Genomic DNA, 24,170 nt, shown 5'->3' with positions numbered 1-24,170 from the left:
TGGTTACCTGCGACGAAAGGAACCCGGTTTCGCGTAAGACAATCGAAGTGTGAGGGGGGTTTACTCGATAGCGTGCGCCCAGCTGATCAGTTGTCCCGCAATGTCGGTTGTTCGAGAGACACGCTCCGCTACTGGGTGCGAACGAGCGTGTCGAGTGTCCGTTGACCCTACACGGCCACACACGCTTGCCATGGCCATGGCCATAGACATAGACATAGACATAGACATCGGTAGCGGTCGCCTCGCTTTGCAGCCGAGCGGCTGCGCAACTCGCATGTCCCTAATTGGGCTGTGCTGCAACTATTTCAGGACATCACCGGCGATCGCTGGCGGTCTACACTCCTCCTTTTGTATGTCTGAATTCTCGGTGTCGCCCGATCGTAGGTTCGCGCATTGCCGGCCAGGAGTAGGTAAGACGCCCAGAGGCGAAGCGCCGAACAATCGTCCAGGGCTGAGTGGATGCTGAGCGCATCAAAGTATGGATTGCAGAGTGTTCACCAACTGTGTGCTGGTTTCCGTCCAAACGCGGAGCCCAAATCGGCTAGGCGATGAAAACTATAGGTACGCAATGGTAATGGTGAGCAATGTTCGCTCCGTCTTGTCGGAGGGTGAATAACTGACGTCAATGCTGGCATCGGGAAGAACTTCGGAAAGCGCTATTGCCACGCTGTCCGGAATGTGGCAAACTCCTCACTGGTACTGACCAGCTAGCCGAATAGTTGCCAAGATGTGAGTCCTGGCAATATCGAGGCCGGCGACGTCAGCGGGCGAGGAGAAATCGCCGATCGTCCTGTGTTTGGGTCGTTAGTGGACTCTGCTTCAATCATGGGGTGTGAGCTGCGGCAATGCCGCAATAATCGACAGTTGGGCTGAGGCCTGACAATAGTCGCCGGGTTAACTGCAAGGCGCACGTAATGCGACCATTCGCACTGAACGCAGCAATGCGGAGCAGTTGCTTCGCTGTCGAAGTTTCGGGATTCGGCAAGGCGGTCCGATGGACCTCGGCCGGTGAACATCTTCAGGCCGAATTCTGTGCATGGGGAAAGGTTTCTGAACACATGACGGTTCTCGAGATGGCCGCGCCCACGAAAGAGCGGCCACAACAACACCGACGAGTAGCGCCGGAGAGGGCCGGTGGAGTTTCCGCACGTAGGAAATGGCAATCTGCGTATCTTCGTCGTCTGGCGATCACCGACACGGTCATCGTTGCGGGAGTTGTGTTTCTGGCTCAATGGTGGCGATTCGGTAGCGACGCGGATGTCGTCGACGGTGAAGCATTCGGCCATTTCAGCTACACCGCACTGTCTTTCGCCCTGATTATCGGCTGGTTTGCCGTACTGAGGGTATTTCGGACCAGATCTCCTCGCGTGATCGGAAGCGGCCCTGAAGAGTACCGATTGATCGCTGTCGGAACGCTCCGCCTGTTCGGACTGATTGCGATCGCCAGCCTTCTCCTTCACCTGGAGATCGCGCGCCTGTACCTTGCCGTGGCGTTTCCGATGGGATTGACCGCCTTGATCGCGAGTCGTTGGATCTGGCGACGGGTGATTGCTCGTGAGCGAGCCCGAGGTGAATTTCGAACTGCCGTACTTGTGGTCGGTGTGCGAGGGGCGGTTGTCGATCTTGCACGCAACCTCGAGCGCGACGATGCCCATGGATACCGAGTTGTCGGAGTCTGCGTACCCGGCTACGGAGGAGACGTGGGCGAAGTTGTCACAGTGAACGGTCGGGACATTCCGGTGCTCGGAGACGAGCACAGTGTCACCGACGCGATCGAACAGGTCGGTGCCGACACGGTGGCAGTGACGGCGTCGGAGCGGTTCGGACCGGAAAGGCTGCGCACGTTGGCCTGGGATCTCGAGCGCGATCATGTGGATCTTGTTGTTGCACCAGGGATTCTGGATGTGTCCGGGCCGAGGCTCTCGATGCGCCCGGTCGCTGGATTTCCGCTGATCCATGTCGAGCGTCCGCGCTATCACGGCGCGCAGAAGTTCACGAAGACGACCTTCGACATCGTCTTCTCAACCGTGGTACTCGCCGTGATCAGTCCGGTGCTACTGGCGGCTGCGATCGCCGTCAAGCTCACGAGCAAGGGGCCGGTTCTGTACAAGTCCGAGCGGATGGGGTTGGACGGTCAGCCGTTCCCCATGCTCAAGTTCCGCTCGATGGTCCAGAATGCGGATTCACAGGTCACGGCGCTGATGAAGGAGAACGAAGGCGCCGGAGTGCTTTTCAAGATGCGAGACGATCCGCGTGTGACGACGGTCGGTCGATTCATGCGCCGATACTCGATCGACGAGTTGCCCCAGTTCGTCAATGTCCTCCGGCGAGAGATGAGTGTTGTAGGCCCGCGGCCACCGCTTCGGCGCGAGGTCGAGATGTACGACGGTGCGGTCAGTCGTCGGCTACTGGTCAAGCCCGGTGTCACCGGCCTGTGGCAGGTCAGCGGACGTTCTGATCTTTCGTGGGAAGACACTGTCCGCCTGGATCTTTCCTACGTCGACAACTGGTCGATGATGGGTGACGTCATGATCGTCGCGAAGACGCTCAAGGCGGTGGTGGGAAGTGATGGCGCCTACTGACAAGAAGGCGGTACCGGCGCCTTGCGAAAATGAGGCACCGAACAATCCGCTGATCTTGCGAACGGCATTGGTGATCGCGGTCATCGGCGCGAGCGGAGCCTTTCAGGCGTACACGCAGAGGACAGCGCTCGGATCGTTGCTCGTACACGGTTCGGCCGTTCTTTCGGCGACACTTGCGTTGGTCTACTTCCTCGACCGGCGATACTCACGCAATACGACGTGGCCTGTCTTCACGCTTATGATCTCGGCCGGCGTCCCGGCAACCAGCTGGTACTGGTCGACACTGCCCCGGAACTCCGCCGTCGCCGGCATCGTCGTCGTGTGCCTGGCGATCACGGGAATCATCGTCGCCCGTGAGTTGACCTTCGCGGTGCGAGTGCGGACTGTTGCCCTCACCTTGCTGGTACTTCTCGTGCTGTCGCTGATGGTCGTGTTCCTCGATCCTTCGACTGGCATCGACGTGGACACCCGCGCCGTTGCTTATCGCGGAATCTTCACGCACAAGAACACTTTGGGACGAATGGCTGCCATCGAAGTTGTACTTGTCGGTGTCATGCTCATGCTTCCCGACGGCAAGCGTATTCCGTGGGTGGCGGCGCTGGCTGTCGCCGGCATCGTGTTGTTCGAGGCCCGGAGCCAGACCGGTCTCGTCGCTGCGGGGATTGCGCTGGCGACAATGCTTGCTCTGAGGTGCTTTCGACGGACACCGAACGCTCACCTCGCCTCGACTGTGATCATCGGCCTGTACCTCGGGGTGTCCGGCGCGATGAAGGTGCTCGGACCCGATGTCGCGGCGCTACTCTCGCGAGATGTCACGCTGACCGGCCGGTTACATCTCTGGACGGTATCCGACTACTACGCCGAACAGCGGCCTCTGCTCGGATGGGGCTTCGGCTCGGTGTGGGCGCCGGACAGTGCAGTGGGGCAGATGATTCGGTCAAAGCTGTCCTTTCCGGCGACCAGCGCACACAACGGAATGCTCGACATTCGGCTGCAGATCGGTTGGATCGGATTCCTGCTGCTGTTGGCCGGCTATTACCTGCTTCTGAGCACGGCGCTCGGGCGAGCCCGCAGCAGAACGGAGTACATCGCCGTCGTCGCGATCATGGTTCTCGTCTTCTCGATGGACTTGACGGAGTCGACGCTCTTCTTCGGCGCCATGTGGCTGATCGCATGGGTCTTCCTGGCGCCGTACGGACCCTCGACCCACCGCTCCCACAATGCGGGCAACGCCGAGTTGTCGATCCGTGGGGTTCGTGCCGACAAGAACGACGCGTACAGGTTCGCTCCGGAGCGAAGAGGAGGTCACTGAGATGTACAAGTCGTTCGATGTAGCGCGTTCGAAGCCTGAAGTGAACCCGACGTCCGCCGGTGGATTCACGCCGCCGAAAGCCTTGATGTTCCATGCGATCTATCGGAATCCGGGTGGTGAGGAGCAGAGCTTCGCCAACGAATCCAAGCTCCTGAAATCGATCGGATACGAGACGGTTCAGTGCACCACCGAGAATTCCAAGATCTCCCGGGGACCGTGGGCGGCAGTCACCGCTGTTTTCAGTCCTCGCGTACTCGTCGATGCGTTGCGCATCATCCGTTCGGAGCGCCCCGACGTCATCTACGTGAACAATCTCTGGCCGGCGTTCTCGGCTTCGTTGCTCGTGGCCGCAAGAGCCGCCGCAATTCCTACGTTGCAGGCGGTTCGGAACTATCGCCTGGCCACACCGTCAGCCAAGTTGCGCGCAGATGGCACGTGCACCGAATGCGGTTCCACCAAATACTTCACGAGTTGTGTCCGCAACGGATGCTACGGAAACAGCCGACTGCAGAGCCTTGTCTGCTACCTGAGCGCTACGGCGGTCAAGCTGAGCGTCTTGGGGTGGAAGCAGCACAGGTTCGTCGCAACGAGCGCGATGACAGCACGTCTGGTCGAAGGACGACTGATCGGTTCTGGCCGCGTCGTGGTTCGTCCGAACTTCGGATTCGAAGAAAATGAACCCGAGTTTCGGAGCACTGATTCGGTTGTGTGCGTCAGCCGACTGACACCGGAGAAGGGCGTCCTGGATTTGGTGCGCAACTGGCCGCAGGGCGCTGGAAGTCCCTCGCTCACAGTTCTCGGTGACGGACCGCAGTACGGCGAGATCTCCAGCATAAGCGCAGCTCTCGACAACGTCACGCTGGCCGGATTCACTTCGCACGAAGATGTGATCGAGATACTTCGCGACAGTGCGGCGTCCGTGGTGCCGTCTCAATGGGCAGAACCGTTCGGACGCGTTGCGATCGAATCGATGTCGGTTGGCACCCCGGTCATCTACGCAACCAACGGTGCACTCGCGGACATCGTCGGACCGGGCGGAACGCCTCTCAATACCTTGGAAGAGTCGTCGATACGCGAGGCCCTCGATCGAATCTTCGGAGCGGACGATCGATCGGCGATACGCAGATCCGCTTATCGTCACTACTCGAATCGCTTCACATCGCGCAAAGCGGCGACGTCGATGCGTGAGCTCATCGACGAGGTGAGATCGTGAAAGATCGCACTCGGCATGTGACATTCATGGCCGATCAAGGGCTTTCGAGCGTCCTCACTTTTGTCGTTCTCACCTCGGTGGCACGACTCGGTGGTCCGATCGAAGTCGGCCAGGTTGCCGTGATTCAATCGGCGGGTCTGTTGGCACTGGCACTGGGGAGAGCGATCGGCGTCGACGTCTGGCTGTCGCGAGGGGCGGGGTCCGACGAGCGTGGACCGGCGTTGGCACCCACGATCGTGCTGGCGGCGGTATCGGTGACATCGGTGTGGGCACTGTTCGTGATCGCCGGCTCGGACTCGATGAATCTCACGGTATACGCCTTGGCTGCAGCTGGTTTCGTGGTGTTGGACGTGATACGCACGATGCTGATGCACGACGGTGCGAGTTGGATCTCTGTGTCGATACAGATCGTGACACTCTCGTTCGTCCTTATTGCAGCTTTCCTGGTCGAGAATCTGACACTTGCACTCGTGACCTATACGGTCGGTGTCTTCGTCGCGCTCGCTCTCGGTCACGCATCCATGCGTCTGGTACCGCCGGTACCGTCGATCAGGTACTCGCGCACTCACCGATATAGATCCGTGCCGTTTGCGATCGAGATATTGATGGGATCAGCTGCGCAGCAGGCGATGTTCTTGATACTCACTGTGGTGGCGTCGATCTCGATGATCGGTGAGATCAGAACTGCCCAGACACTGCTCGGTCCGCTGTCCTTGATGTTCGCGGGCATCTCGCCAATTCTGATGCGTAAGTTCGGCAGTGGTGTCGAAGCGATGAGCCCGAGCGAGTGCATGGCACTCGGCCGCCGAGTGGGCTTGCAGATCTTCTGGGTTTCGATCATCTGCGTTTCGCTGATCTGTCTCACGCTCGAGATTCGATTCTCGGGAGTGCGATTGATGGATCATCTGGTCGGGTCGCACTTTCCGAACTTGATACCGGTCATTCTGCTGTGCGGGTTGGCGGTGGCGTTCAACGGGATTCTGCTGGGAGTCGGCACGTCGATCCGCGTCGTGGACAAGACGGGAAACCTCAACAGATTTCGCGCCTTGCTGTTACCTCTGCAGTTTCTGATCGTTCTCGGGGCGGGACTGACCGACAGCGCCGTACCCGTCGCAGGAGCATTGGCCGCGTCGGCGTGCGTCAGCGCGAGCGTCGCACTTCTGGTTTCGATGAACCGTGACGCCCGACCGAAAGTTGACCTCTCATGAAGAATCCCAGCGGCGTCGTAGTGGCGATTCTGACCTTCCGTCGTGAATCGGAACTGGCTGTCTGCATCGACAGCGTCCGGGCATCGATCCAGGCTTCCGGTGCCTCCGCCCAGGTCGTAGTAGGCGACAACGATCCGGAATCCACCACGCCGACGTATGTTGCCGACGGGATCGAACGACTGCATCTCGGATTCGGCGGGGTATCTCCGGCGCGACGTGCGTTCGTCGATCTCGCCCGTGCACGAGATCGTCGTTACATCGTCTTCGTCGACGACGACGAGTACGTCGATGTCGACTGGCTGTCGAATCTCCTCACCTGCGCAGCAGATTTCGACGCAGGTGCTGTGGCCGGTCCTGTGATTCCGGTGGGTCTGCCTGCCTCGGAACTTCCATTGCACACTCGCGTTCGCCATTCGACCGGCACCCCGGTTGCGTCTGCAGGCGCTGGAAATCTGTTGTTGGACCTGAAGGCTTTGAACGGCTTGAACTTCAGTGACGACTGGGATCTACCTGGCGGCGAGGACACCGAGTTCACGCTCAGGATGAGCGCCGGCGGTGTCCGGTTGTTGTGGTGCGACGAGGCGCTTGCGTACGAACCCGTAGGCGAGGATCGGCGTCGGGATTCCTGGCTCTTCGCCCGGTATGTCAACAACGGACGAATCCTCGCGGTCTGTCAGGGACAGCTCGAGCTGCCACTGTTGGCGGCTCAGAGTGCCAAACGCGCTCTGCTCGTCCTCGCGTCGGCGACGTTGATCCCCGTTGCCTTGATCAGTCCACGGATCAAGCGCGTGGTTCTCGACAACGGTGCACGCAACATCGGTTGGTTCTCAGAGCGATTCAGCCGCAGCGATTCTCGGACGCCGCGCGCACAGAGGCTGGTGGTAGCGCGATGACACGGTTGTTGATGACGGCATACGCCTGCGATCCGAATCAGGGGAGTGAGTCCGGTGCGGGTTGGGCGCTTCTCTCGGCAGCTTCCGAACTGTGTGAGTCGATCACGGTGGTGACTCGCTCCGGTGAGGCTCCCGCATTGGAATCAGAGTGTGAACAGCTCGGTTGCGAAGTTCGTGTCGTGCGAATAGCGACTTTGCCCGCGGAAGAAGCCGGATCGTACGGTCGATACCTCCGATGGCTCTGGCACACTTCACTGTTCGTTCGGCGTGAAGCGGCAAACTTCGACGTCCTGCACCATGCAACTTTCGCCTCCGACTGGCTGCCCCCACCGGTGCTGTTCGGTGGAGCCGGCGGAGTACGACTGGTATGGGGGCCTGCTGGGGGCAACACCTACCCGCCGATGCGGCTCGCCAAGCGCATCGGTATGCGGTATCTGGCATCCACGGTAGTTCGAACCTGCTCGACGAAAGCCGTTCGGTCACTGACACACATCTTCATGTCCGGACGAGTTGACACTTTCATCGCGATGAACTCCGACAGCGGACGTGGCGCACCGCGGGCACGCAACGTCGTCGTCCAACCCAATTGTGTTCTGGGCTACGACGGAATCGAGAAGCAAGCGGTACCCAGACCGAAACGAAGACTCTTGTTCGTAGGAAGACTGTTGCAATACAAAGGAATCGACCTGATTCTGGATGCGCTCGAGCAGCTGGGTACCGAGTGGTCCATGACCTTTGTCGGGGAGGGACCCGCCCGCGGGCGGATCGAGAAGTCGCTTCCGTATCGGCGCGGTCAGATCACGCTTCGCGGATGGCGCGACAGATCGGAAGTGGTGGGCGAGATGGGGGCCTCCTCCGCTCTGCTCTTCCCGAGCATGCACGATTCGGGCGGCTGGGTGGCGGCCGAAGCGGCTGCGGTGGGCCTGCCGGTGGTCTGTTTGGATCTCGGCGGTGTGCCGACACTGGCAGGTAGGAACGCCGTGACGATCCCGGTTGCTCCGGCGTCGACTCTCGCCTCTCGTATCGCTCGTTCGATTGTCGAGACCGAGCTTTCTCTCTTTGAACCGCAACGTGATTGGACTCGGTCCCGGTTGACATCGGTCTTGTCGCGCAGCTACGGCCAGTGCAATGAACGTCGACAAACGAACTCGGAAAAGTGGTGAGACAGATGAGCAGTCCGTTCGAGGTCATCGAGGTGGGTGGCATTCCGTTTGCCGCGACCAATCTCGAGAGAGCTACCGATTGGGTGGTCAACGACAGACGAGAGGGAGCCGGAACCGGAGTCTCCGTGAGGTTGTCGAATTCCTACTGCGTGTCGGCGGCGCACAGTGATCGCGACTACTCCGCGGTTTTGAAGGGTCCCGGTGTGAACTTCGCAGACGGAACCCCGGTCAGCTGGGTGATGCGCCTGATCGGCGGCACCGCCGATCACGTCGGTGTTCGACCAGTCCGGGGTCCGTCGTTCTTCGAGGCCACCCTGGACAAGGGACGCCGCTACAGCCTTCGTCACCATTTTGTCGGCACGACAGAAGAGACGTTGAGTCTCTTGACGGATCGAGTCGAGGAGTTATACCCGGGAATCAAGGTGGCCGGCACATATGCCCCGCCGTTTGCCGCGTTCAGCAAGGAGTTCGTCGACGACATCATCACGAAGGTCGATCCGACGTCACCGGACATCGTGTGGGTCGGTCTGGGTGCGCCGAAGCAGGACTTTGTCACGAAGGCGATAGCGGATCGAACCGACTACGTGGCCGTCGGTGTCGGCGCGGCCTTCGACTTCTTGGCCGGAACTGTTTCGGAGGCACCATCTTTCGTCCAGAACTCGGGTTTCGAGTGGTTGTATCGACTTGTATCCGAACCCAAACGTCTGTGGCGGCGCTACCTGTTCGGTAACTCGACATTCATACGGCTGGCATCACGTGACATACGAAAAGTCTTCGGCCGTTTGGGGGGACGCGCATGAGCGAGATCAAGACTGCCGAGCGATTCGGAGGACTACGGACCACAACCGTGGTTTCGCAACTATCAGGCGGGCTGTCCCGCAACGGAAGGAACGCAGGATGAAACGCGCACTGATTACCGGAATCACGGGGCAGGACGGCTCTTACCTTGCCGAGTTGCTGCTCTCCAAAGGCTACGAGGTTCACGGACTGATCCGTCGATCCTCGACGTTCAACACTTCGAGGATCAACCACATCTACGTTGACCCGCACGATGCGGATGCTCGACTTTTTCTTCACTACGGTGACCTCAGTGACGGAGCGCGCCTGGTGACACTACTCGCGCAGATCAAGCCGGACGAGGTGTACAACCTCGCTGCGCAGTCTCACGTCAGGGTCAGCTTCGACGAACCCGAACACACCGGGAACACCACTGGCGTCGGGTCGATCCGACTACTCGAAGCGGTTCGGATGGCCGGACTCGACTGCCGGTTCTACCAGGCGTCGAGTTCCGAGATGTTCGGTGCCACACCGCCACCGCAGAACGAGGAGACACCGTTCTACCCACGTTCGCCCTACGGTGCGGCGAAGGTGTACTCGTACTGGATCACCAAGAACTATCGTGAGGCATACGGGATCTTCGCTGTGAACGGAATTCTGTTCAATCACGAATCCCCGAGGCGTGGTGAGACATTCGTGACGCGGAAGATCACGCGCGCGGTCGCACGCATCCAGGCAGGTATCGAGGATCATCTGTACATGGGCAATCTCGATGCGATTCGCGACTGGGGATATGCGCCGGAGTACGTGGAGGGAATGTGGCGCATGCTGCAGGTCGACGAGCCTGAGGATTTTGTGCTCGCCACCGGTGGCAACTACTCGGTGCGCGACTTCCTGACCGTCGCGTTCGAACATGCAGGTCTGAACTGGGAAAACCACGTTCGATTCGACGAACGGTATCTTCGGCCGACCGAGGTGGACGCACTGATCGGGGATCCGAGTCATGCCGAGCGCAAACTCGGTTGGAAGGCCGGCGTGCACACACCCGAACTGGCCCGGATCATGGTCGAGGCAGACATCGAAGCGCTCGAACACGAAGGGCGACCGTGGATCGACACTCCGGCACTTCCCGACTGGTCGGCGACGCGATGAGTGATTCATTCGCAGCGCGACCACTCGATCGAGGCGCACCGTTCTACGTGGCCGGCCACCGAGGTCTGGTCGGCTCTTCGGTGTGGCGACACCTGGAATCTGCGGGCTTCACCAGGTTGCTCGGAAAGACGTCGGCCGAACTCGATCTACGTGACCGGGAAGCTGCTTTCGATTTCTTCGCCCGCGAAAAGCCGACCAACGTGATCCTCGCAGCAGCAAAAGTTGGGGGGATTGCGGCGAACAGCACTTTCCTCGTCGACTTCCTGTCGGAGAATCTGCGCATCCAGGTGAACGTGCTCGACGCTGCCCTCGCACACGGCGTCGAGCGTCTCCTGTTCCTCGGATCATCTTGCATCTACCCGAAATTGGCACCGCAACCGATCAAGGAGGAATACCTGCTCACCGGGCATCTCGAGCCGACCAACGACGCCTATGCAATAGCAAAGATCGCGGGAATACTCCATGTTCAAGCTGCCAGGCGGCAGCATGGTCGCCCCTGGATCTCAGCTATGCCCACCAACCTGTACGGCCCGGGAGACAATTTTTCGCCGCACGGATCGCACGTACTTCCCGCCCTCGTTCGGCGTTACGACGAGGCGCAGTCGTCGGCAGTCCAGTCGGTTGTCAACTGGGGGAGTGGCAATCCGCGACGTGAATTCCTGCATGTCGACGACTTGGCGTCGGCGTGTCTGCATCTGCTCGACAACTACGACGGTGCATCGCATGTCAACGTCGGAACCGGCGAGGACCACACAATTCGCGAGATCGCCTCGATGGTCGCCACGGAGGTCGGATACACCGGCGAGACGCAGTGGGACACCTCGAAGCCTGACGGAACGATGCAGAAACTGCTGGACGTGAGCATGATTCGGGAACTCGGATGGCGGCCGACAATCGGATTGCGCGAAGGAATCGCGTCGACGATCTCGTGGTACCGCGACAACATCGGTGCCGTACGTACCTGAATCACTTTTCCCATCAACACACTTCGCACACTCTCGAGAAAGCAGATCGAGCAACATGAGCACTCGCATAGCAGTATTCGGCACGGGATACCTGGGCGCGACACACGCGGCCTGTATGGCCGAACTCGGTCACGAGGTCCTCGGAGTGGATGTCGATGCGGCAAAGCTGGAGAAACTGGCAGCAGGTGAAGTTCCGTTCTACGAGCCAGGGTTGGGCGAGGTCCTACGAAACAACATCGATCGAGGGCGACTGAAGTTCACGTCGTCGTACGAGGAAGCCGCAGAATTTGCGGACGTGTTCTTCCTCGGGGTCGGTACGCCGCAGAAGAAGGGTGAGTTCGCCGCGGACATGGTCTACGTGGATGCCGTGATCGAGACTTTGGCGCCGCTGCTCACCAAGCCCTCGGTCATCTTCGGCAAGTCCACGGTACCGGTGGGCACCGCGGAACGGCTCGGCAAACGCGCGCGGGAATTGGCACCGATCGGTGACGGCGTCGAAGTCGCGTGGAATCCCGAGTTTCTCCGTGAAGGATTTGCCGTCCAGGACACGTTGCACCCGGACCGACTTGTGCTCGGAGTCGATCGAAATGTCCGCGGTCGAGCGGAATCTGTTGCGCGCGAAGTTTATGCAGAGCTCCTCGATGAGGAGATTCCGTTTCTCGTCACGGACCTTGCGACGGCGGAGTTGGTGAAAGCGTCAGCGAACGCTTTCCTGGCCACCAAGATCTCGTTCATCAACGCCATCTCCGAAGTGTGCGAGGCCGCGGGCGCCGACGTCACAGTGCTCGCCGACGCGATCGGGCACGACGTTCGGATCGGACGTCGATTCCTCAACGCGGGAATTGGTTTCGGCGGAGGGTGTTTGCCGAAGGACATCCGCGCCTTCATGGCTCGCGCCGGTGAACTCGGTGCCGACCAAGCACTGACGTTCCTGCGCGAAGTCGACAACATCAATATGCGCAGACGTACACGCATGGTCGAACTGGCGCGGGAGGCATGCGGATCGCTTCTCGGTGCGAGAGTCGCAGTTCTGGGTGCCGCGTTCAAACCGGACTCGGACGACGTTCGTGATTCGCCGGCGCTCAACGTCGCGGGTCAGATTCAGCTCCAAGGTGCTGCAGTGAACGTGTACGACCCAAAGGCCATGGACAATTCGCGCGCGCTGTTCCCGACGCTGACCTACTCGGCAAATGCATTGGAGGCCTGCGAAGGTGCCGACGTCGTCCTGGTATTGACCGAGTGGCTCGAATTCTTGAAGTTGCAGCCGTCCGATCTCGATTCGGTGGTTCGCAACAAAGTGATCGTCGACGGGCGCAATTGCCTTTCCCCCGACGACTGGCGAGGCGCAGGTTGGAACTACCGCGGACTGGGACGCCCGTGAGCACAGGACGTCTCGTCCGTCGCAGCTGATCTATATCGAAATTGATAAAGCCCGGTTCGCCCTCGCGGTGCGACCGGCAAAGACCGCTCAGACCCGCAGTGGACATGCGTGAGCCGAAGGAGACATCAAGATGGAAATTGTCGACTACCTGAAGATATTGCAAGCCAGATGGCGAATCGTCGCTGCTGTAACCTTGCTCGGAATCCTCGGAGCCCTTGGCGCTTCTCTTCTTTCGACGCCCGTTTACCAGGCCTCGACGAGGCTGTTCGTTTCGACGTCGGCGGGTACCTCGGTCAACGAGGCACTGCAGGGCAGTCAACTTTCACAGCAGCGAGTTCTGTCCTATACAAAACTCCTGACCGGCCGAACACTCGCACAGCGGACGATCGACGAACTGGGACCGAGGGTGGTCGGCGGGATGTCGGCTGACGAGTTGGCCTCCAAGGTCACTGCGACGTCGGCGCCCGACACTGTGTTGATCGACCTCGCAGTCAAGGACGCGTCACCGGAACTCGCACGCGAGATCGCGAACACTCTCTCATCCGAATTCGTGGCATTGGCAAAGGAACTGGAGACACCCGAGAACGGCGGAACACCGCCTGCACGTGTGGTCGTCGAACAGCAGGCTCAACAGCCGACTGTTCCGGTGTCACCCAAGACTTCGCGCAACCTCGCGCTCGGCGCAGTGGCGGGACTGGTTGTGGGGATCGCGCTTGCGTTGATTCGTGATCGACTCGACAACACGGTGAAAGATCGTCGAACTGTAGAAGAGATCGCGGGTTCGGCGATGGTGGGCACGATCCCGTTCGACAAGGACGTCGAAGTCAATCACGCGATCGCTTTCAGTGACGGAAGTTCCGTGAGTGCCGAAGCCTTCCGTGAGTTGCGCACCAACCTTCAGTTCCTCGAGGTGGACCATCCACCGCGTGTCATCGTCGTCACGAGTTCGCTTCCCTCCGAAGGTAAGACGACCACGGCCGTGAACATCGCTCTCGTCTTGGCGGAGGCCGGCAAATCAGTGTGCCTGATGGAAGGCGACCTCCGGAAGCCGCGAGTATCGAAGTATTTGGGATTGCTCGGAAGTGTCGGCGTCAGTTCGGTGCTCTCCGGTCAAGCGACGCTGGACGATGTGCTTCAGCCGACTGAGTTCGACGGGCTGACAGTGCTCGCCTCCGGACCAATCCCGCCGAACCCGAGCGAACTACTCGGCACGGACACGGCCAAACATGTTCTCGAGGAACTGCGGGCGCGATACGACTACGTCATCATCGACGCCTCGCCGTTGCTACCCGTCACGGATGCCGCGGTCCTGGCCGCGATGTCGGACGGTGCACTGGTGATCGCCCGACACGGCTCCACGAAGTGCGATCAACTGGCGCGCGCGGTCGGAAACCTACAGAGTGTGGGTGCGCACGTCCTGGGCACTGTCATCACGATGACGCCGTCTCGCGGACGCAATGCGTACGAGTACAGCTACTACTACGAGTCGGACAAGTCGCTACCGCAGTTGACCGCGGTGCCCGCGCTCAACGCTCACCGAAGCGAAGTCGGCTGAGCAGCGGGCCGAGGAGATCGGCGATCTCGAGTCCGATCTCGTGAAACACGTTCTCTTCCTTACCCATCGGATCCATGACGTCCTCGGGTTCGGTGGCACGAAATCGGGGTCTGGCGGCGGCGAGGTCCTCGACAGTTCCTGCATCTGCGAGCGAGCCCAACCGTGCGGCTTCTCGAAGTGTGAACGTGCGCTTGAGCCGCGCCGGAGCCATCGCCAGGACTTTGTCTCGCTGACTTTCGGTCATCGTGAGAATGAGGTCGGCGTCCGAGGCCAGCGCTGTTGTCATGCGTCGGGCTTGAAACTTCGTGGGGTCGCCGCCGAGCCCCGCGAGAACCCTCGCAGCAGTTGGCTCGATCGGGTGTCCGACCATCGCCCGGGTTCCGGCACTCGACGCGGTGAATCCGGAAACTCCGGCTTCGGCGGCATAAGCACGTGCAAGGCGTTCGCCCGTGGGTGATCGGCAGATGTTTCCCGTACAAACGAAGAGAACGTGCATGGCAGAAGCATAGGTTGCACACGCGACGCACTCGTTGTACGCCCGATGTTGGTTTCGCGCCCACCTGGCGTACGCGTTTCGGAAAGTTCGGACGCATACCAACAACACATGAAGATGACCGTGTTCGGAACGGGATACCTGGGGGCGACCCACGCAGTGTGTATGGCCGAACTTGGCCACGACGTGCTGGGAGTCGACATCGACCAGTCCAAGGTCGACAAGTTGTCTCGTGGGGAGGTCCCGTTCTTCGAGCCGGGTCTGACCGACATGCTGGAGAAGAATCTGGCGTCGGGTCGGCTGCAGTTCACGACTTCCTACTCCGATGCCGCGGATTTTGCGGACATCCATTTCGTCGGTGTGGGGACGCCCCAGAAGAAGGGGGAGTACGCCGCAGATCTGAGTCATGTTCATTCGGTGATCGACATGTTGGCGCCGTTGTTGCGAAAGCCTTCGCTGATAGTCGGGAAGTCGACGGTGCCGGTAGGCACGGCAGCGGCTCTCGGCGAGCGACTCCGAGCGACTGCGCCGGCGGGTGGCTCGGTAGAGGTGGCCTGGAATCCGGAGTTCCTGCGTGAAGGACACGCGATCGCGGACACCTTGAGCCCTGACCGGTTGGTTCTGGGGATCGATCGTGACCGGCCGGGAAACGCCGAAGGCGTTCTTCGCGAGGTGTATGCCGAGATACTGGACGCGGGGGTGCCCTTCCTCGTGACCGATCTGGCGACGTCCGAGTTGGTCAAAGGATCTGCGAATGCGTTTCTCGCGACCAAGGTGTCCTTCATCAATGCGATTGCGGAGGTGTGCGAGGCGACCGGGGCCGACGTCACGATGTTGGCCGACGCTCTCGGGTACGACGCTCGGATCGGTAGACGGTTCCTCAATGCGGGCTTGGGGTTCGGCGGTGGTTGCCTGCCGAAGGACATTCGGGCGTTCATGGCACGCGCCGGGGAGTTGGGTGTCGACCAGGCGCTGTACTTCCTCCGCGAGGTCGACAGCATCAACATGCGACGACGGACAAAAGCTGTGGAACTGGTGACGGCAGCCTGCGATGGCAGTTTGCTGGGAGCTAACGTGTCGGTGCTGGGAGCTGCGTTCAAGCCCGAATCCGACGATGTGCGCGATTCGCCTGCGCTCAACGTTGCAGGAATGATGCAGTTGCACGGGGCGGCGGTCACCGTTTTCGATCCGAAGGCAATGGATAATTCTCGCCGACTGTTTCCCACCCTTCACTACGCAACCTCCACGTCAGAAGCTTGCAGGAATGCTGATGTGGTCTTGATCGCCACTGAATGGGACGAGTTCGCCTCACTCGTGCCCGCCGATTTGGAACCACTCGTTCGGCGGCGGGTGATCGTTGACGCCAGAAATTGCCTCGATCCGGACCTGTGGCGCTCCGCCGGTTGGAACTATCGCGGATTGGGGCGGTAGGTCGAACGTCCAGGTAGCGAAAAAATAGCTGCGAGAAGGCCTTAGGTGAGATGCGCGAACCTCGCAGACCATGCCCAGTGGGTAGACTTCCGGCCGGGGAATGACGGGGTCTGGTGACGGAACCCGTCGACGGTCGACGAAGGTGGATCATGAACTTGGTTTTGGGTGTGACGGTGGGAGCCAGCGCTGTGCGTTTGGCGCGCCCGGGGACGCCCGACCACAGTGGTCCGGTGTTCCGATCCAGAGCGGTCGATCGAGGCCGCGAGATTCCGGAGGAAGTCGCAGCAGAGGCAACCGGCGTGGCCTTGACCGAGAATGCCGACCTCGGCAGCAATACGGTCGTCGCCTACCGGGATCAAGCACAGGCCGGAGCACTCCAAACAGCGTTCGAACAGAAAGGCATCCACAACTTCGAGCTGGTTCCCGAAGTAATCGCGACGCTTCGAATGCTCGAGGAGTCCGGTGCGTTGACCGACCAGAGCACACTCGTCGTCGTCGACATCGGTAGTTCTGGATCGACGATCAGCATTGTGGACAGGCAGATACGGTCTACCGTCGTCACCGCCCGGTCGACGCGGGTCAGTGGAGATCACTTCGACGAGCTCGTCTACTCGGATCAGACCGTGCGTCGCCGTATAGCTACGCCGGCCGACCCGGGCGGCGATGCCGAACTGCAGGCGCGATGCCGACTCGCGAAGGAACAGCTGTCCTCACGAAGTGCGGTGTGCCTGCCCGGCCCCGGCGGGCTTCTCCTGCTGTCGCGGGAAGTTTTCGATTCGTTGGTCGTCACGTCGGTGGAGGCCTTCGCACGCGAGATACGAGAGGTCATCGCAACGTCCGGCCGTAACCCCGACGCGATTCTCCTGATCGGTGGCGGTGCACGCATTCCGATCGTGCGGGCGACCCTCGCCGCGTGGCTGGAGTGCCCCCTCATCGCGCCCGAGCAGCCGGAACTCGTGACTGCTCAAGGCGCTGCGCTGATCGCGGAGTCGTCGATGACGCCATCGGCGCGCGCGGTATCTGCCCCGGTTCAAGTTCCGGCTGTAGCGCCGATCTTTGCGCCGTATCCGATCCACACCCCGGCGGAGGTACCCGTTCCGGTTCAGGCGTTCAGCCACGGAGGGGTCGCAACGCTCGCGGAATCGGAGCGGCCAAATGCCTTGTCCGAAGTCACTTCCGGCACGAAGTCCGTTCCGCAAGAACAGGTGCCGAGCCCTTACGCGGCGGAACTGCCTCAGCCGCGACCGAACCGACACGAGCAACGATTCGATCCGGCCGCAGATCTCGTGGTCGCCGACAGCGACCAGGCCACGGACGGATTCGGCACAGAACGTGACGCAGACACCGAGGCCGTGATGGTTGACGCCCAGGCGTACTCGGCGATGTACGAAGGCGAGGGACCCGGGGCAGGAACCGCACACCCGTCCTGGCTCGCCGGGACACAACCCGTTGAATCGACATCCAAAGAGCCGAGAAACCCGCTACGGTTCGCGGGCCTCGGCGCCGGTGTGATCGCGGCGATCGTGATCGTGGGGCTGGGATTGGGCTACGGAGGAAAGGTCTTCGATTCCGAGGACGCCGGACCCGTGGCAACCGAGGTGACCACGACGGCACCGACGACCACGACTACTCCGCCGCCGACGACCACAACGACCGCGCCCCCGACGACGACGGAGGAAGCCCCTCCGGTCGTCGAGGCTCCGCCAGTCGTGCAGGACACTTACGTGCCTCCCGCGCCCGCGCCCGCGCCCGCGCCGCCACCGCCGGCGATCTACATCCCGGGGCTTCCGCCGATTCTGTTGCCGGTTCTCCCACCGATTCCCGGACTCTGAGGCTCGCTTTCAGCGTTTGGAGTGTCGGCCACCTGACGTGGGGCCGGCCTTGACCGCGCTACCGGGCGGACGGGCGAGAATCACGGCGATGGCAGTGGTGAGTGGAACCGAAAGCGCCAGGGCTATTCCGCCGACCGCGGACCGTACGATTTCGATCGCTACAGCGTCACCGACCAGGACGTCCTGAAGAGGGCGCCCGCTGACGCTGAAGAGCAGTAGCAGTGGCAGCGCCCCACCCGCGTACGCGAGAACCAAGGTGTAGACCGTGCTGGCGATGTGATCACGTCCGACCCGCATCGCACCGCCGAAGACTTTTCGACGGGACGCATGCTTGTCGAGTTCGGCCAACTCGAATGCCGAGGATGCCTGGGTGATGGTGACGTCGTTGAGAACGCCGAGCGAGCCGATGATGAAGCCCGCCAGCAGCAGGCCGGTGATGTCTATGTGCTCGATATAGGTCTGAACATTGGTGTTCTGCTCTTCAGACAAACCGGTGAGGTGTGTCAGTTCAATGCAGAGGTAGGAGAGAACCGCGGCGAGCACCATGGCGGCAAGGGTGCCAAGCAAAGCAGAACTGGTCTTGAGTGAGACCCCGTGCGCCAGATAGAGAACCGCGTACAAGATCACCGCCCCGGCGACCAGCGCAACCGGTATCGCAGGCTTGCCGTCGAGCAGAGCGGGTAGGAGAAACCCGACGACTACGCCGAAGGCGATCACCAGGCCGACGAGTGCGCGCAGCCCTCTCCACCGTGCGACTGCGATGATGACGACGGCGAACGCGATGACGATCAACGCCAGCGGGAGCCCACGCGAATAGTCTTCGAAGGAGTACTGCGTGTTTCCGTTCGGGTCGGTCTGACGCACCAGGCGAATGTGGTCACCCACGCGAAGGTCCGGCTGACCGGCGCCCGGAATGACCTCGAGCAATGTCTTCGTTCCGGCATTCGGCCCGGATTCGATATCGACGATACTTCGCTGGCACTGGTAGGCGGAGGTAGGCGGCGGTTGCGGGGCACCGACGAATACCCTTCCGGCAGAGGAACTTCCGCAGTCACCGAGATCCTGCATCGTGACGGTGCCCGCCTCGGTTTCCACCGAGCTGCCGTCGGCATTCTGGAAGGGGAGTGGGACGGGAATGGTGTTCTTGTCCGGCCACAGTGCGACAGCTGCCGCGACGACGACCATGCCGATGACGACGAGCAACCCGATGACGACGCGTGATGCGGTGGGGCCGATCTGAATGGGGCCACCGTGGCCGTGGCCGTGACTCATCGGAAACTGAGTGTCGGACTGGGGATTTGCACCGGTGCAATGTTATCGGCTCCGAAGCGAATGGTCAGCTTCTGACGGCAGTGTCGGTGAAAGGCAGTGTCGCTGCAAGGCAGAGTCGGCGAAAACCGGTGCTACCGATGAGGGGTTGTGAAACTGGGATTGGTCGAGCTGGGTGGCGGGGAACAGGGGGGGTTGTCCCCGCCACCAACCTGGTATCCACAGGGGGGGGAGGGATACCAGGTGCTCGCGGCACCGAAGTGCTGCTAACTAATGTACCCAATTTCAAACCGATTTGGCGCGTTGTCCAACTACCAATTTCACAACGAATCACGTACCGATTGGACCGTTTTCACATCGGGGCAGGTCACTAAATAGTTAAAGAGTCAATCAAACCGCATGGTTTGCGAAAAATGTGACCAAGGTCGCACAAATGCCCCGCAGTTTTACGTTTACGGGGCATTTGTACAACGAATTGTTTACTCGATTTCAGCCGGATTCAGCGTGAGAATCTACTGTTTGTAACTGGTGAGGAAGTTGCCGAATCGCTCGATGGCCACGGCGAGATCTCGGGCCCACGGAAGGGTGACGATCCGAAGGTGATCGTGATTCGGCCAATTGAACCCGGTGCCTTGAACCATCAGGATCTTCTCCTGGAGAAGCAGGTCCTGAACCAATTTCTCGTCGTCGTGGATCTCGTAGACGTTCGGATCCAGACGAGGGAACGCGTAGAGCGCGCCGCGAGGCTTCACACACGAAACGCCCGGAATCATGTTCAATCGCTCCCAAGCGACGTCGCGCTGCTCGAGCAGGCGGCCGCCGGGCAGGATCAGGTCTTCGATGCTCTGGTGACCGCCGAGGGCGACCTGAATGGCGTGCTGTCCGGGGACGTTGGGGCACAGACGGGTCGACGCCAAGAGATCGAGTCCCTCGAGGAAGCCGGCCGCGTGATCCTTCGGGCCCGTGATCGCCACCCAGCCGGAGCGGTAGCCGGCGACGCGGTAGGCCTTCGAGAGGCCGTTGAACGTCAGGCACAGCAGATCAGGGGCAAGCGTTGCCAGCGAGATGTGCTTGGCGTCGTCGTAGAGGATCTTGTCGTAGATCTCGTCGGCGAGCAGCAGAAGCTGATGCTTGCGTGCCAGATCGACCAACTGCTGCAGAACCTCCATCGAGTACACCGCACCCGTGGGGTTGTTCGGGTTGATGACGAGGAGAGCCTTGGTCTTGTCGGTGATCTTGGATTCGATATCGGCGATATCGGGATTCCAGTCGTTGGCCTCGTCGCAGAGATAGTGGACGGGCGTGCCTCCGGACAAGCTCGTCATCGCAGTCCACAGGGGATAGTCCGGTGCTGGGATCAGAACCTCGTCGCCGTTGTTGAGGAGGGCCTGCATGGTCATCGTGATCAGCTCGGAAACACCGTTGCCGAGGTAGATGTCGTCGACGTCGAGCTCGGGGAAGCCGGGAACCAGCTCGTAACGCGTCACGATTGCGCGCCGCGCCGACAGAATGCCCTTCGACTCCGAATAGCCCTGTGCATAGGGCAGGGCGGCGATCATGTCCCGCATGATCACATCGGGGGCGTCGAATCCGAACGGTGCCGGGTTGCCGATGTTGAGCTTGAGGATCCGGTGTCCTTCCGCCTCCAACCGGGCGGCATGCGCGTGTACCGGTCCACGGATTTCGTACAGGACGTTCTGGAGCTTCGACGACTGCTCCAGCTCGCGCTGCGGCTGACGGTGGCGGACGGGTTCTGGTGTGCTCACGAGTTACATGATTCCACCACTGTGCAAGTGCATTGTCGGGGACCGTGTCGCACGCCCCGTTGGCTATTGTCGAGCGATGACCCCCAGCGAGCAGATTGCAGCCCCGTACGGATCGTGGACTTCTCCGATCGGAGCAGCTGATCTGGCTGCAGGTGGGCACCCTGTCGAGGGTGGACGATACGTCGGTGACGAGATCTGGTGGGCTGAACTTCGTCCGACCGAGGGTGGTCGGACCTCGATCCGTCGATCCGGTCTCGACAACCAACCCGTCGACATCCTCCCCGCGCCGTGGAACGCGCGTACCAGGGTTCACGAGTACGGCGGTGGCGCCTGGACGGTCACCGAGTCCGGAAAACTGGTCTTCAGTGAATTCTCCGATCAACGGGTGTACATCCTCGAAGGAGTCACTCCACGGGCTCTGACGCCCGAACCGGCGTCGCCGGCCGCGTGGCGATACGCAGACCTGCAGATCGTGAACGGCGAGGTGTGGGCGGTTCGGGAAGCGCACGCGGAGGACGGGGCGATCACTCGCGATATCTGCGCGATTCCGCTGGACGGTTCCGGCAACATCCGCTCGATCGTCGGCGGCTCGGACTTCCTCTCGTCACCGAGGCTTTCGCCGAGTGGAACCAAGATCGCCTGGATCGCATGGAACCATCCGCAAATGCCCTGGGACGGTACCGAACTGCGGGTAGCTCCACTCGTCGACGGCGTCGCTCAGGCGTATTCCGTGCTGATCGGCGGACTTGAAGAGTCCGTCCTGCAGCCGGAGTGGATCACCGACGACGAACTCTACGCAATCAGCGATCGCAGCGGCTGGTGGAACATCTATCGCGTCGGCGGCAAGATCAGCCCGATTTGCCCGGTGAACGCGGATTTCGGTGGCCCGCAGTGGCGCTTCGGTGGGCGCTGGTTCGTCGAACTCGGCAACGGGCACCTTCTCACCGCACGCACCGTCGGAACCGACACGCTGGCGGTACTCGACCCGGCGTCGGGGGAACTGCGCGACATCGCGACCCCGGGTGTCACCAGCATCGGCCTCATGCAAGTTCGCGGCGATCGGTTACTGCTCATCTCGGGAGGCGCGAAACTGGCGGGCGCGCTACGTGAACTGGACCTCGGTACCGGCGAACTCACCGAAATCCGTTCGTCGGTCGAAGAATTGCCCGAGTCTGCCTACCTTCCGGAAGCGCGAGCCGTCGTGGCTCACGGACACGGGCGAGAAGTTCACGCCGTTGCGTATCCGCCGCGCAGTCCGCGATACAAAGGGCTCGACGATGAACGACCGCCGTATGTCGCGTTTGTTCACGGTGGGCCGACGGCGCACGTCGCACCGGCCCTCAACCTCGTCTACGCCTTCTTCACCAGCCGCGGAATCGGCGTCGTCGACGTGAACTACGGCGGGTCGACCGGTTACGGACGTGAGTACCGTAATCGATTGCGTGGTCAGTGGGGTGTCGTCGACGTGCAGGACGTCGTCACCGCCGTCAACGGGTTGGCCGAGCAGGGGCTTGCCGATCCGGCCCGCCTTGCCATCGAAGGCGGATCCGCCGGTGGTTGGACCGTTCTGGCCGCACTGACGACGTCCGACGTGTTCGCTTGTGGTGCTTCCTATTTCGGCGTGGCCGAACTGGACCTGTTCGTGCAGGAAACTCACGATTTCGAATCGCGTTACGTCGACGGTTTGATCGGCCCGCTGCCGGAATCTGCCGACCTGTACGCGGAACGTGCTCCACTCAACAACGTCGACGGGTTGAACTGCCCGGTGTTGCTTCTCCAGGGTCTCGACGATCCGATCGTGCCACCCTCGCAGGCGGAGCGATTCCGGGATGCTCTGGTGGCCAAGGGCATTCCGCACGCGTACCTGGCCTACGAGGGTGAATCTCACGGATTCCGCAAGCAGTCGACCATCATCAGCTCACGCAACGCCGAGCTGTCCTTCTACGGGCAGGTGCTCGGATTCACTCCACCCGGCATTCCGACGCTCGAGCTGTGGAAGCCTGCGATCAGTAGCTGACGGCCCCGTGGCTGCGCGCGAAGGCCGCCAGGATCCGACTTGCCACCAGTGACGGGGTCGACAGGTCGGCCCACGTCCACCTCGCGACCTCCCACCCTGCGTCACGGAGTCGGTCTTCGCGGAGCTTCTCGTTCCAGAGCGCGTCCTCGGGGCTGCGACCGGCGGGCACCAGTCGGCCGTACTTGATGCGGCCGTCGAACTCTCCGATGGTGCGCTGCTCACGCCACAGGAAGTCGACGCGGCCGGCGAACCCTCGAGCGTCGTGGATGTCGACCTGGGGTTCGGGGAGCGGCAGGTGTTCGTGCAGGAACAATGCGAGGCTCCGTGATTCACCGACGCTTTCGATACGGGAGTCCATCGCGGTGAGCGCGTGGAGCGCATGTCGATGGCGCGGATGGTTCGGGCTGAGTGCCAGCGAGGCTGCAACCGCGTCCTTGGTCAACCTTGAACGGTGCAACGCTGAATTGCCCACGACGAGAGCCTGTTCGAAAGTGAGTGTCCTCGCGAGATCCGCAACAGTTCGTGCCGGAGTCGTGACGCGCAGCCCATCGACTTCGGTGATCTCGTTGTCCGCCAGCCATGTCGAGTGCACATGACGTCGAGCGGACTTTCGGCCACCACCTCGCCGGTTCCGGGACAGGTGAACGACGTCGAGCGGAGTGTTCCAGAGTTCGAAACCGTGCAGAACCGCAGCCGAGACGTGGCTGACAGTGGCACCGGGTGAAGCGGCGCAGGCCACGGCCTCTGCCCGCAATCGATGTCGTCCGTATGCGTCGAGGCGGGACAGGTGGCCGCTGTCCACGTACGCACCACGATGGATTCTGGCCCAGGTTCCACTAGCGCAGGCCTGTCGGATCTCGGCATCGGTGCGACCGATCGACAGTTGGTCCGGCCTGCGGATGATATGTGTCTGTTCCCCCATGTCGATCGATCTTGCTGCGCCCGGCGATGGAAAGGAAGCCGTGACCCCGGGGGTGTGGATAGCCGTGAGTGAACACCACTTGTCCACAGTTCGAACCGGTTTCGCGTCGCTGGAGAGGGTGTTCGGTATGGGGAAACGGTGGCAGGTTCCCGGTGTCGCGCTCTAGGAAACCCTTGCGTCCGGAGCGTTCGCGTGCCAGGCTGTTCAACTATGACTACAGGAAAGGCGGACACCGCCAC

At 61.3% G+C, this 24,170-nt stretch carries 18 protein-coding genes; 14 read left to right on the top strand and 4 right to left on the bottom strand.

Annotation, left to right across the window (positions count from 1 at the left end; genetic code table 11):
* The first annotated feature begins 1,058 nt into the window (after positions 1-1,058).
* The 11 genes from QM609_RS12975 (at position 1,059) to QM609_RS12925 (ending at position 14,201) form a co-directional block, all read left to right on the top strand.
* Positions 1,059-2,582, top strand: a complete 1,524-nt coding sequence (locus QM609_RS12975) for a sugar transferase (RefSeq protein WP_076948813.1) — start codon at positions 1,059-1,061, stop codon at positions 2,580-2,582.
* Positions 2,569-3,894, top strand: a complete 1,326-nt coding sequence (locus tag QM609_RS12970) for an O-antigen ligase family protein (RefSeq protein ID WP_076948784.1) — start codon at positions 2,569-2,571, stop codon at positions 3,892-3,894. The genes QM609_RS12975 and QM609_RS12970 overlap by 14 nt, the downstream gene beginning before the upstream one ends.
* 1 nt (position 3,895) lies before the next feature.
* Positions 3,896-5,107, top strand: a complete 1,212-nt coding sequence (locus QM609_RS12965) for a glycosyltransferase family 4 protein (RefSeq protein ID WP_058038962.1) — start codon at positions 3,896-3,898, stop codon at positions 5,105-5,107.
* Positions 5,104-6,315, top strand: coding sequence for an MATE family efflux transporter (locus QM609_RS12960; protein WP_058038963.1), 1,212 nt, complete (start codon positions 5,104-5,106; stop codon positions 6,313-6,315). The genes QM609_RS12965 and QM609_RS12960 overlap by 4 nt, the downstream gene beginning before the upstream one ends.
* Positions 6,312-7,208, top strand: coding sequence for a glycosyltransferase family 2 protein (locus tag QM609_RS12955; protein ID WP_064074619.1), 897 nt, complete (start codon positions 6,312-6,314; stop codon positions 7,206-7,208). The genes QM609_RS12960 and QM609_RS12955 overlap by 4 nt, the downstream gene beginning before the upstream one ends.
* Entirely contained in the window at positions 7,205-8,371 is a 1,167-nt protein-coding gene (locus tag QM609_RS12950) for a glycosyltransferase family 4 protein (RefSeq protein WP_054187550.1), read from the top strand. Before QM609_RS12955 ends, QM609_RS12950 begins: the two co-directional genes overlap by 4 nt.
* A 5-nt stretch (positions 8,372-8,376) precedes the next feature.
* Positions 8,377-9,171 carry a WecB/TagA/CpsF family glycosyltransferase gene (locus QM609_RS12945; protein ID WP_076948785.1) on the top strand — a complete coding sequence of 265 codons (795 nt, stop codon included), beginning with the start codon at positions 8,377-8,379 and terminating at the stop codon, positions 9,169-9,171.
* Between the two features lie 97 nt (positions 9,172-9,268).
* Positions 9,269-10,300 carry a GDP-mannose 4,6-dehydratase gene (gene gmd / locus QM609_RS12940; RefSeq protein ID WP_007726640.1) on the top strand — a complete coding sequence of 344 codons (1,032 nt, stop codon included), beginning with the start codon at positions 9,269-9,271 and terminating at the stop codon, positions 10,298-10,300.
* Positions 10,297-11,265: a GDP-L-fucose synthase family protein gene (locus tag QM609_RS12935; RefSeq protein WP_076948814.1), complete on the top strand. Its 969-nt coding sequence runs from the start codon at positions 10,297-10,299 to the stop codon at positions 11,263-11,265. The genes gmd and QM609_RS12935 overlap by 4 nt, the downstream gene beginning before the upstream one ends.
* A 55-nt stretch (positions 11,266-11,320) precedes the next feature.
* A complete protein-coding gene (locus QM609_RS12930) occupies positions 11,321-12,646 on the top strand; it encodes a UDP-glucose dehydrogenase family protein (RefSeq protein WP_076948786.1) in 1,326 nt (441 codons plus the stop codon).
* Between the two features lie 130 nt (positions 12,647-12,776).
* A complete protein-coding gene (locus QM609_RS12925) occupies positions 12,777-14,201 on the top strand; it encodes a tyrosine-protein kinase domain-containing protein (RefSeq protein WP_054826883.1) in 1,425 nt (474 codons plus the stop codon).
* Here the strand turns inward: QM609_RS12925 and QM609_RS12920 are convergent.
* On the bottom strand, positions 14,173-14,697 hold the full coding sequence (locus tag QM609_RS12920) for an arsenate reductase/protein-tyrosine-phosphatase family protein (protein WP_076948815.1): 525 nt from the start codon (positions 14,695-14,697) through the stop codon (positions 14,173-14,175). The two genes, QM609_RS12925 and QM609_RS12920, sit on opposite strands and share 29 nt — an antisense overlap.
* 108 nt (positions 14,698-14,805) lie before the next feature.
* Here QM609_RS12920 and QM609_RS12915 point away from each other — a divergent pair, with 108 nt between their 5' ends.
* Positions 14,806-16,125 (top strand): UDP-glucose dehydrogenase family protein, encoded by a 1,320-nt coding sequence (locus QM609_RS12915; protein WP_007726649.1) that lies wholly within the window; start codon positions 14,806-14,808, stop codon positions 16,123-16,125.
* A 149-nt stretch (positions 16,126-16,274) separates the two neighbouring features.
* Positions 16,275-17,957, top strand: a complete 1,683-nt coding sequence (locus QM609_RS12910) for a DUF7159 family protein (RefSeq protein WP_228232502.1) — start codon at positions 16,275-16,277, stop codon at positions 17,955-17,957.
* A gap of 9 nt (positions 17,958-17,966) precedes the next feature.
* Here the strand turns inward: QM609_RS12910 and QM609_RS12905 are convergent, their stop codons facing one another.
* Positions 17,967-19,229, bottom strand: coding sequence for a YibE/F family protein (locus QM609_RS12905; RefSeq protein WP_003943628.1), 1,263 nt, complete (start codon positions 19,227-19,229; stop codon positions 17,967-17,969).
* Positions 19,230-19,738: 509 nt separating this feature from the next.
* The gene (locus tag QM609_RS12900; RefSeq protein ID WP_003943683.1) at positions 19,739-20,992 is read right to left on the bottom strand and encodes a pyridoxal phosphate-dependent aminotransferase; all 1,254 of its coding nucleotides are present in this window, start codon (positions 20,990-20,992) and stop codon (positions 19,739-19,741) included.
* 76 nt (positions 20,993-21,068) lie between these two features.
* Here QM609_RS12900 and QM609_RS12895 point away from each other — a divergent pair, with 76 nt between their 5' ends.
* The gene (locus QM609_RS12895) at positions 21,069-23,009 is read left to right on the top strand and encodes a S9 family peptidase (RefSeq protein ID WP_042452248.1); all 1,941 of its coding nucleotides are present in this window, start codon (positions 21,069-21,071) and stop codon (positions 23,007-23,009) included.
* Here the strand turns inward: QM609_RS12895 and QM609_RS12890 are convergent.
* Positions 22,999-23,931: a hypothetical protein gene (locus QM609_RS12890; RefSeq protein ID WP_042452245.1), complete on the bottom strand. Its 933-nt coding sequence runs from the start codon at positions 23,929-23,931 to the stop codon at positions 22,999-23,001. The two genes, QM609_RS12895 and QM609_RS12890, sit on opposite strands and share 11 nt — an antisense overlap.
* Positions 23,932-24,170 lie beyond the last annotated feature (239 nt).

Source organism: Rhodococcus sp. IEGM 1302 (genome assembly GCF_030056935.1).
GTDB lineage: Bacteria > Actinomycetota > Actinomycetes > Mycobacteriales > Mycobacteriaceae > Rhodococcus_F > Rhodococcus_F qingshengii.
This window is presented reverse-complemented; position numbering and strand designations above follow the sequence as displayed.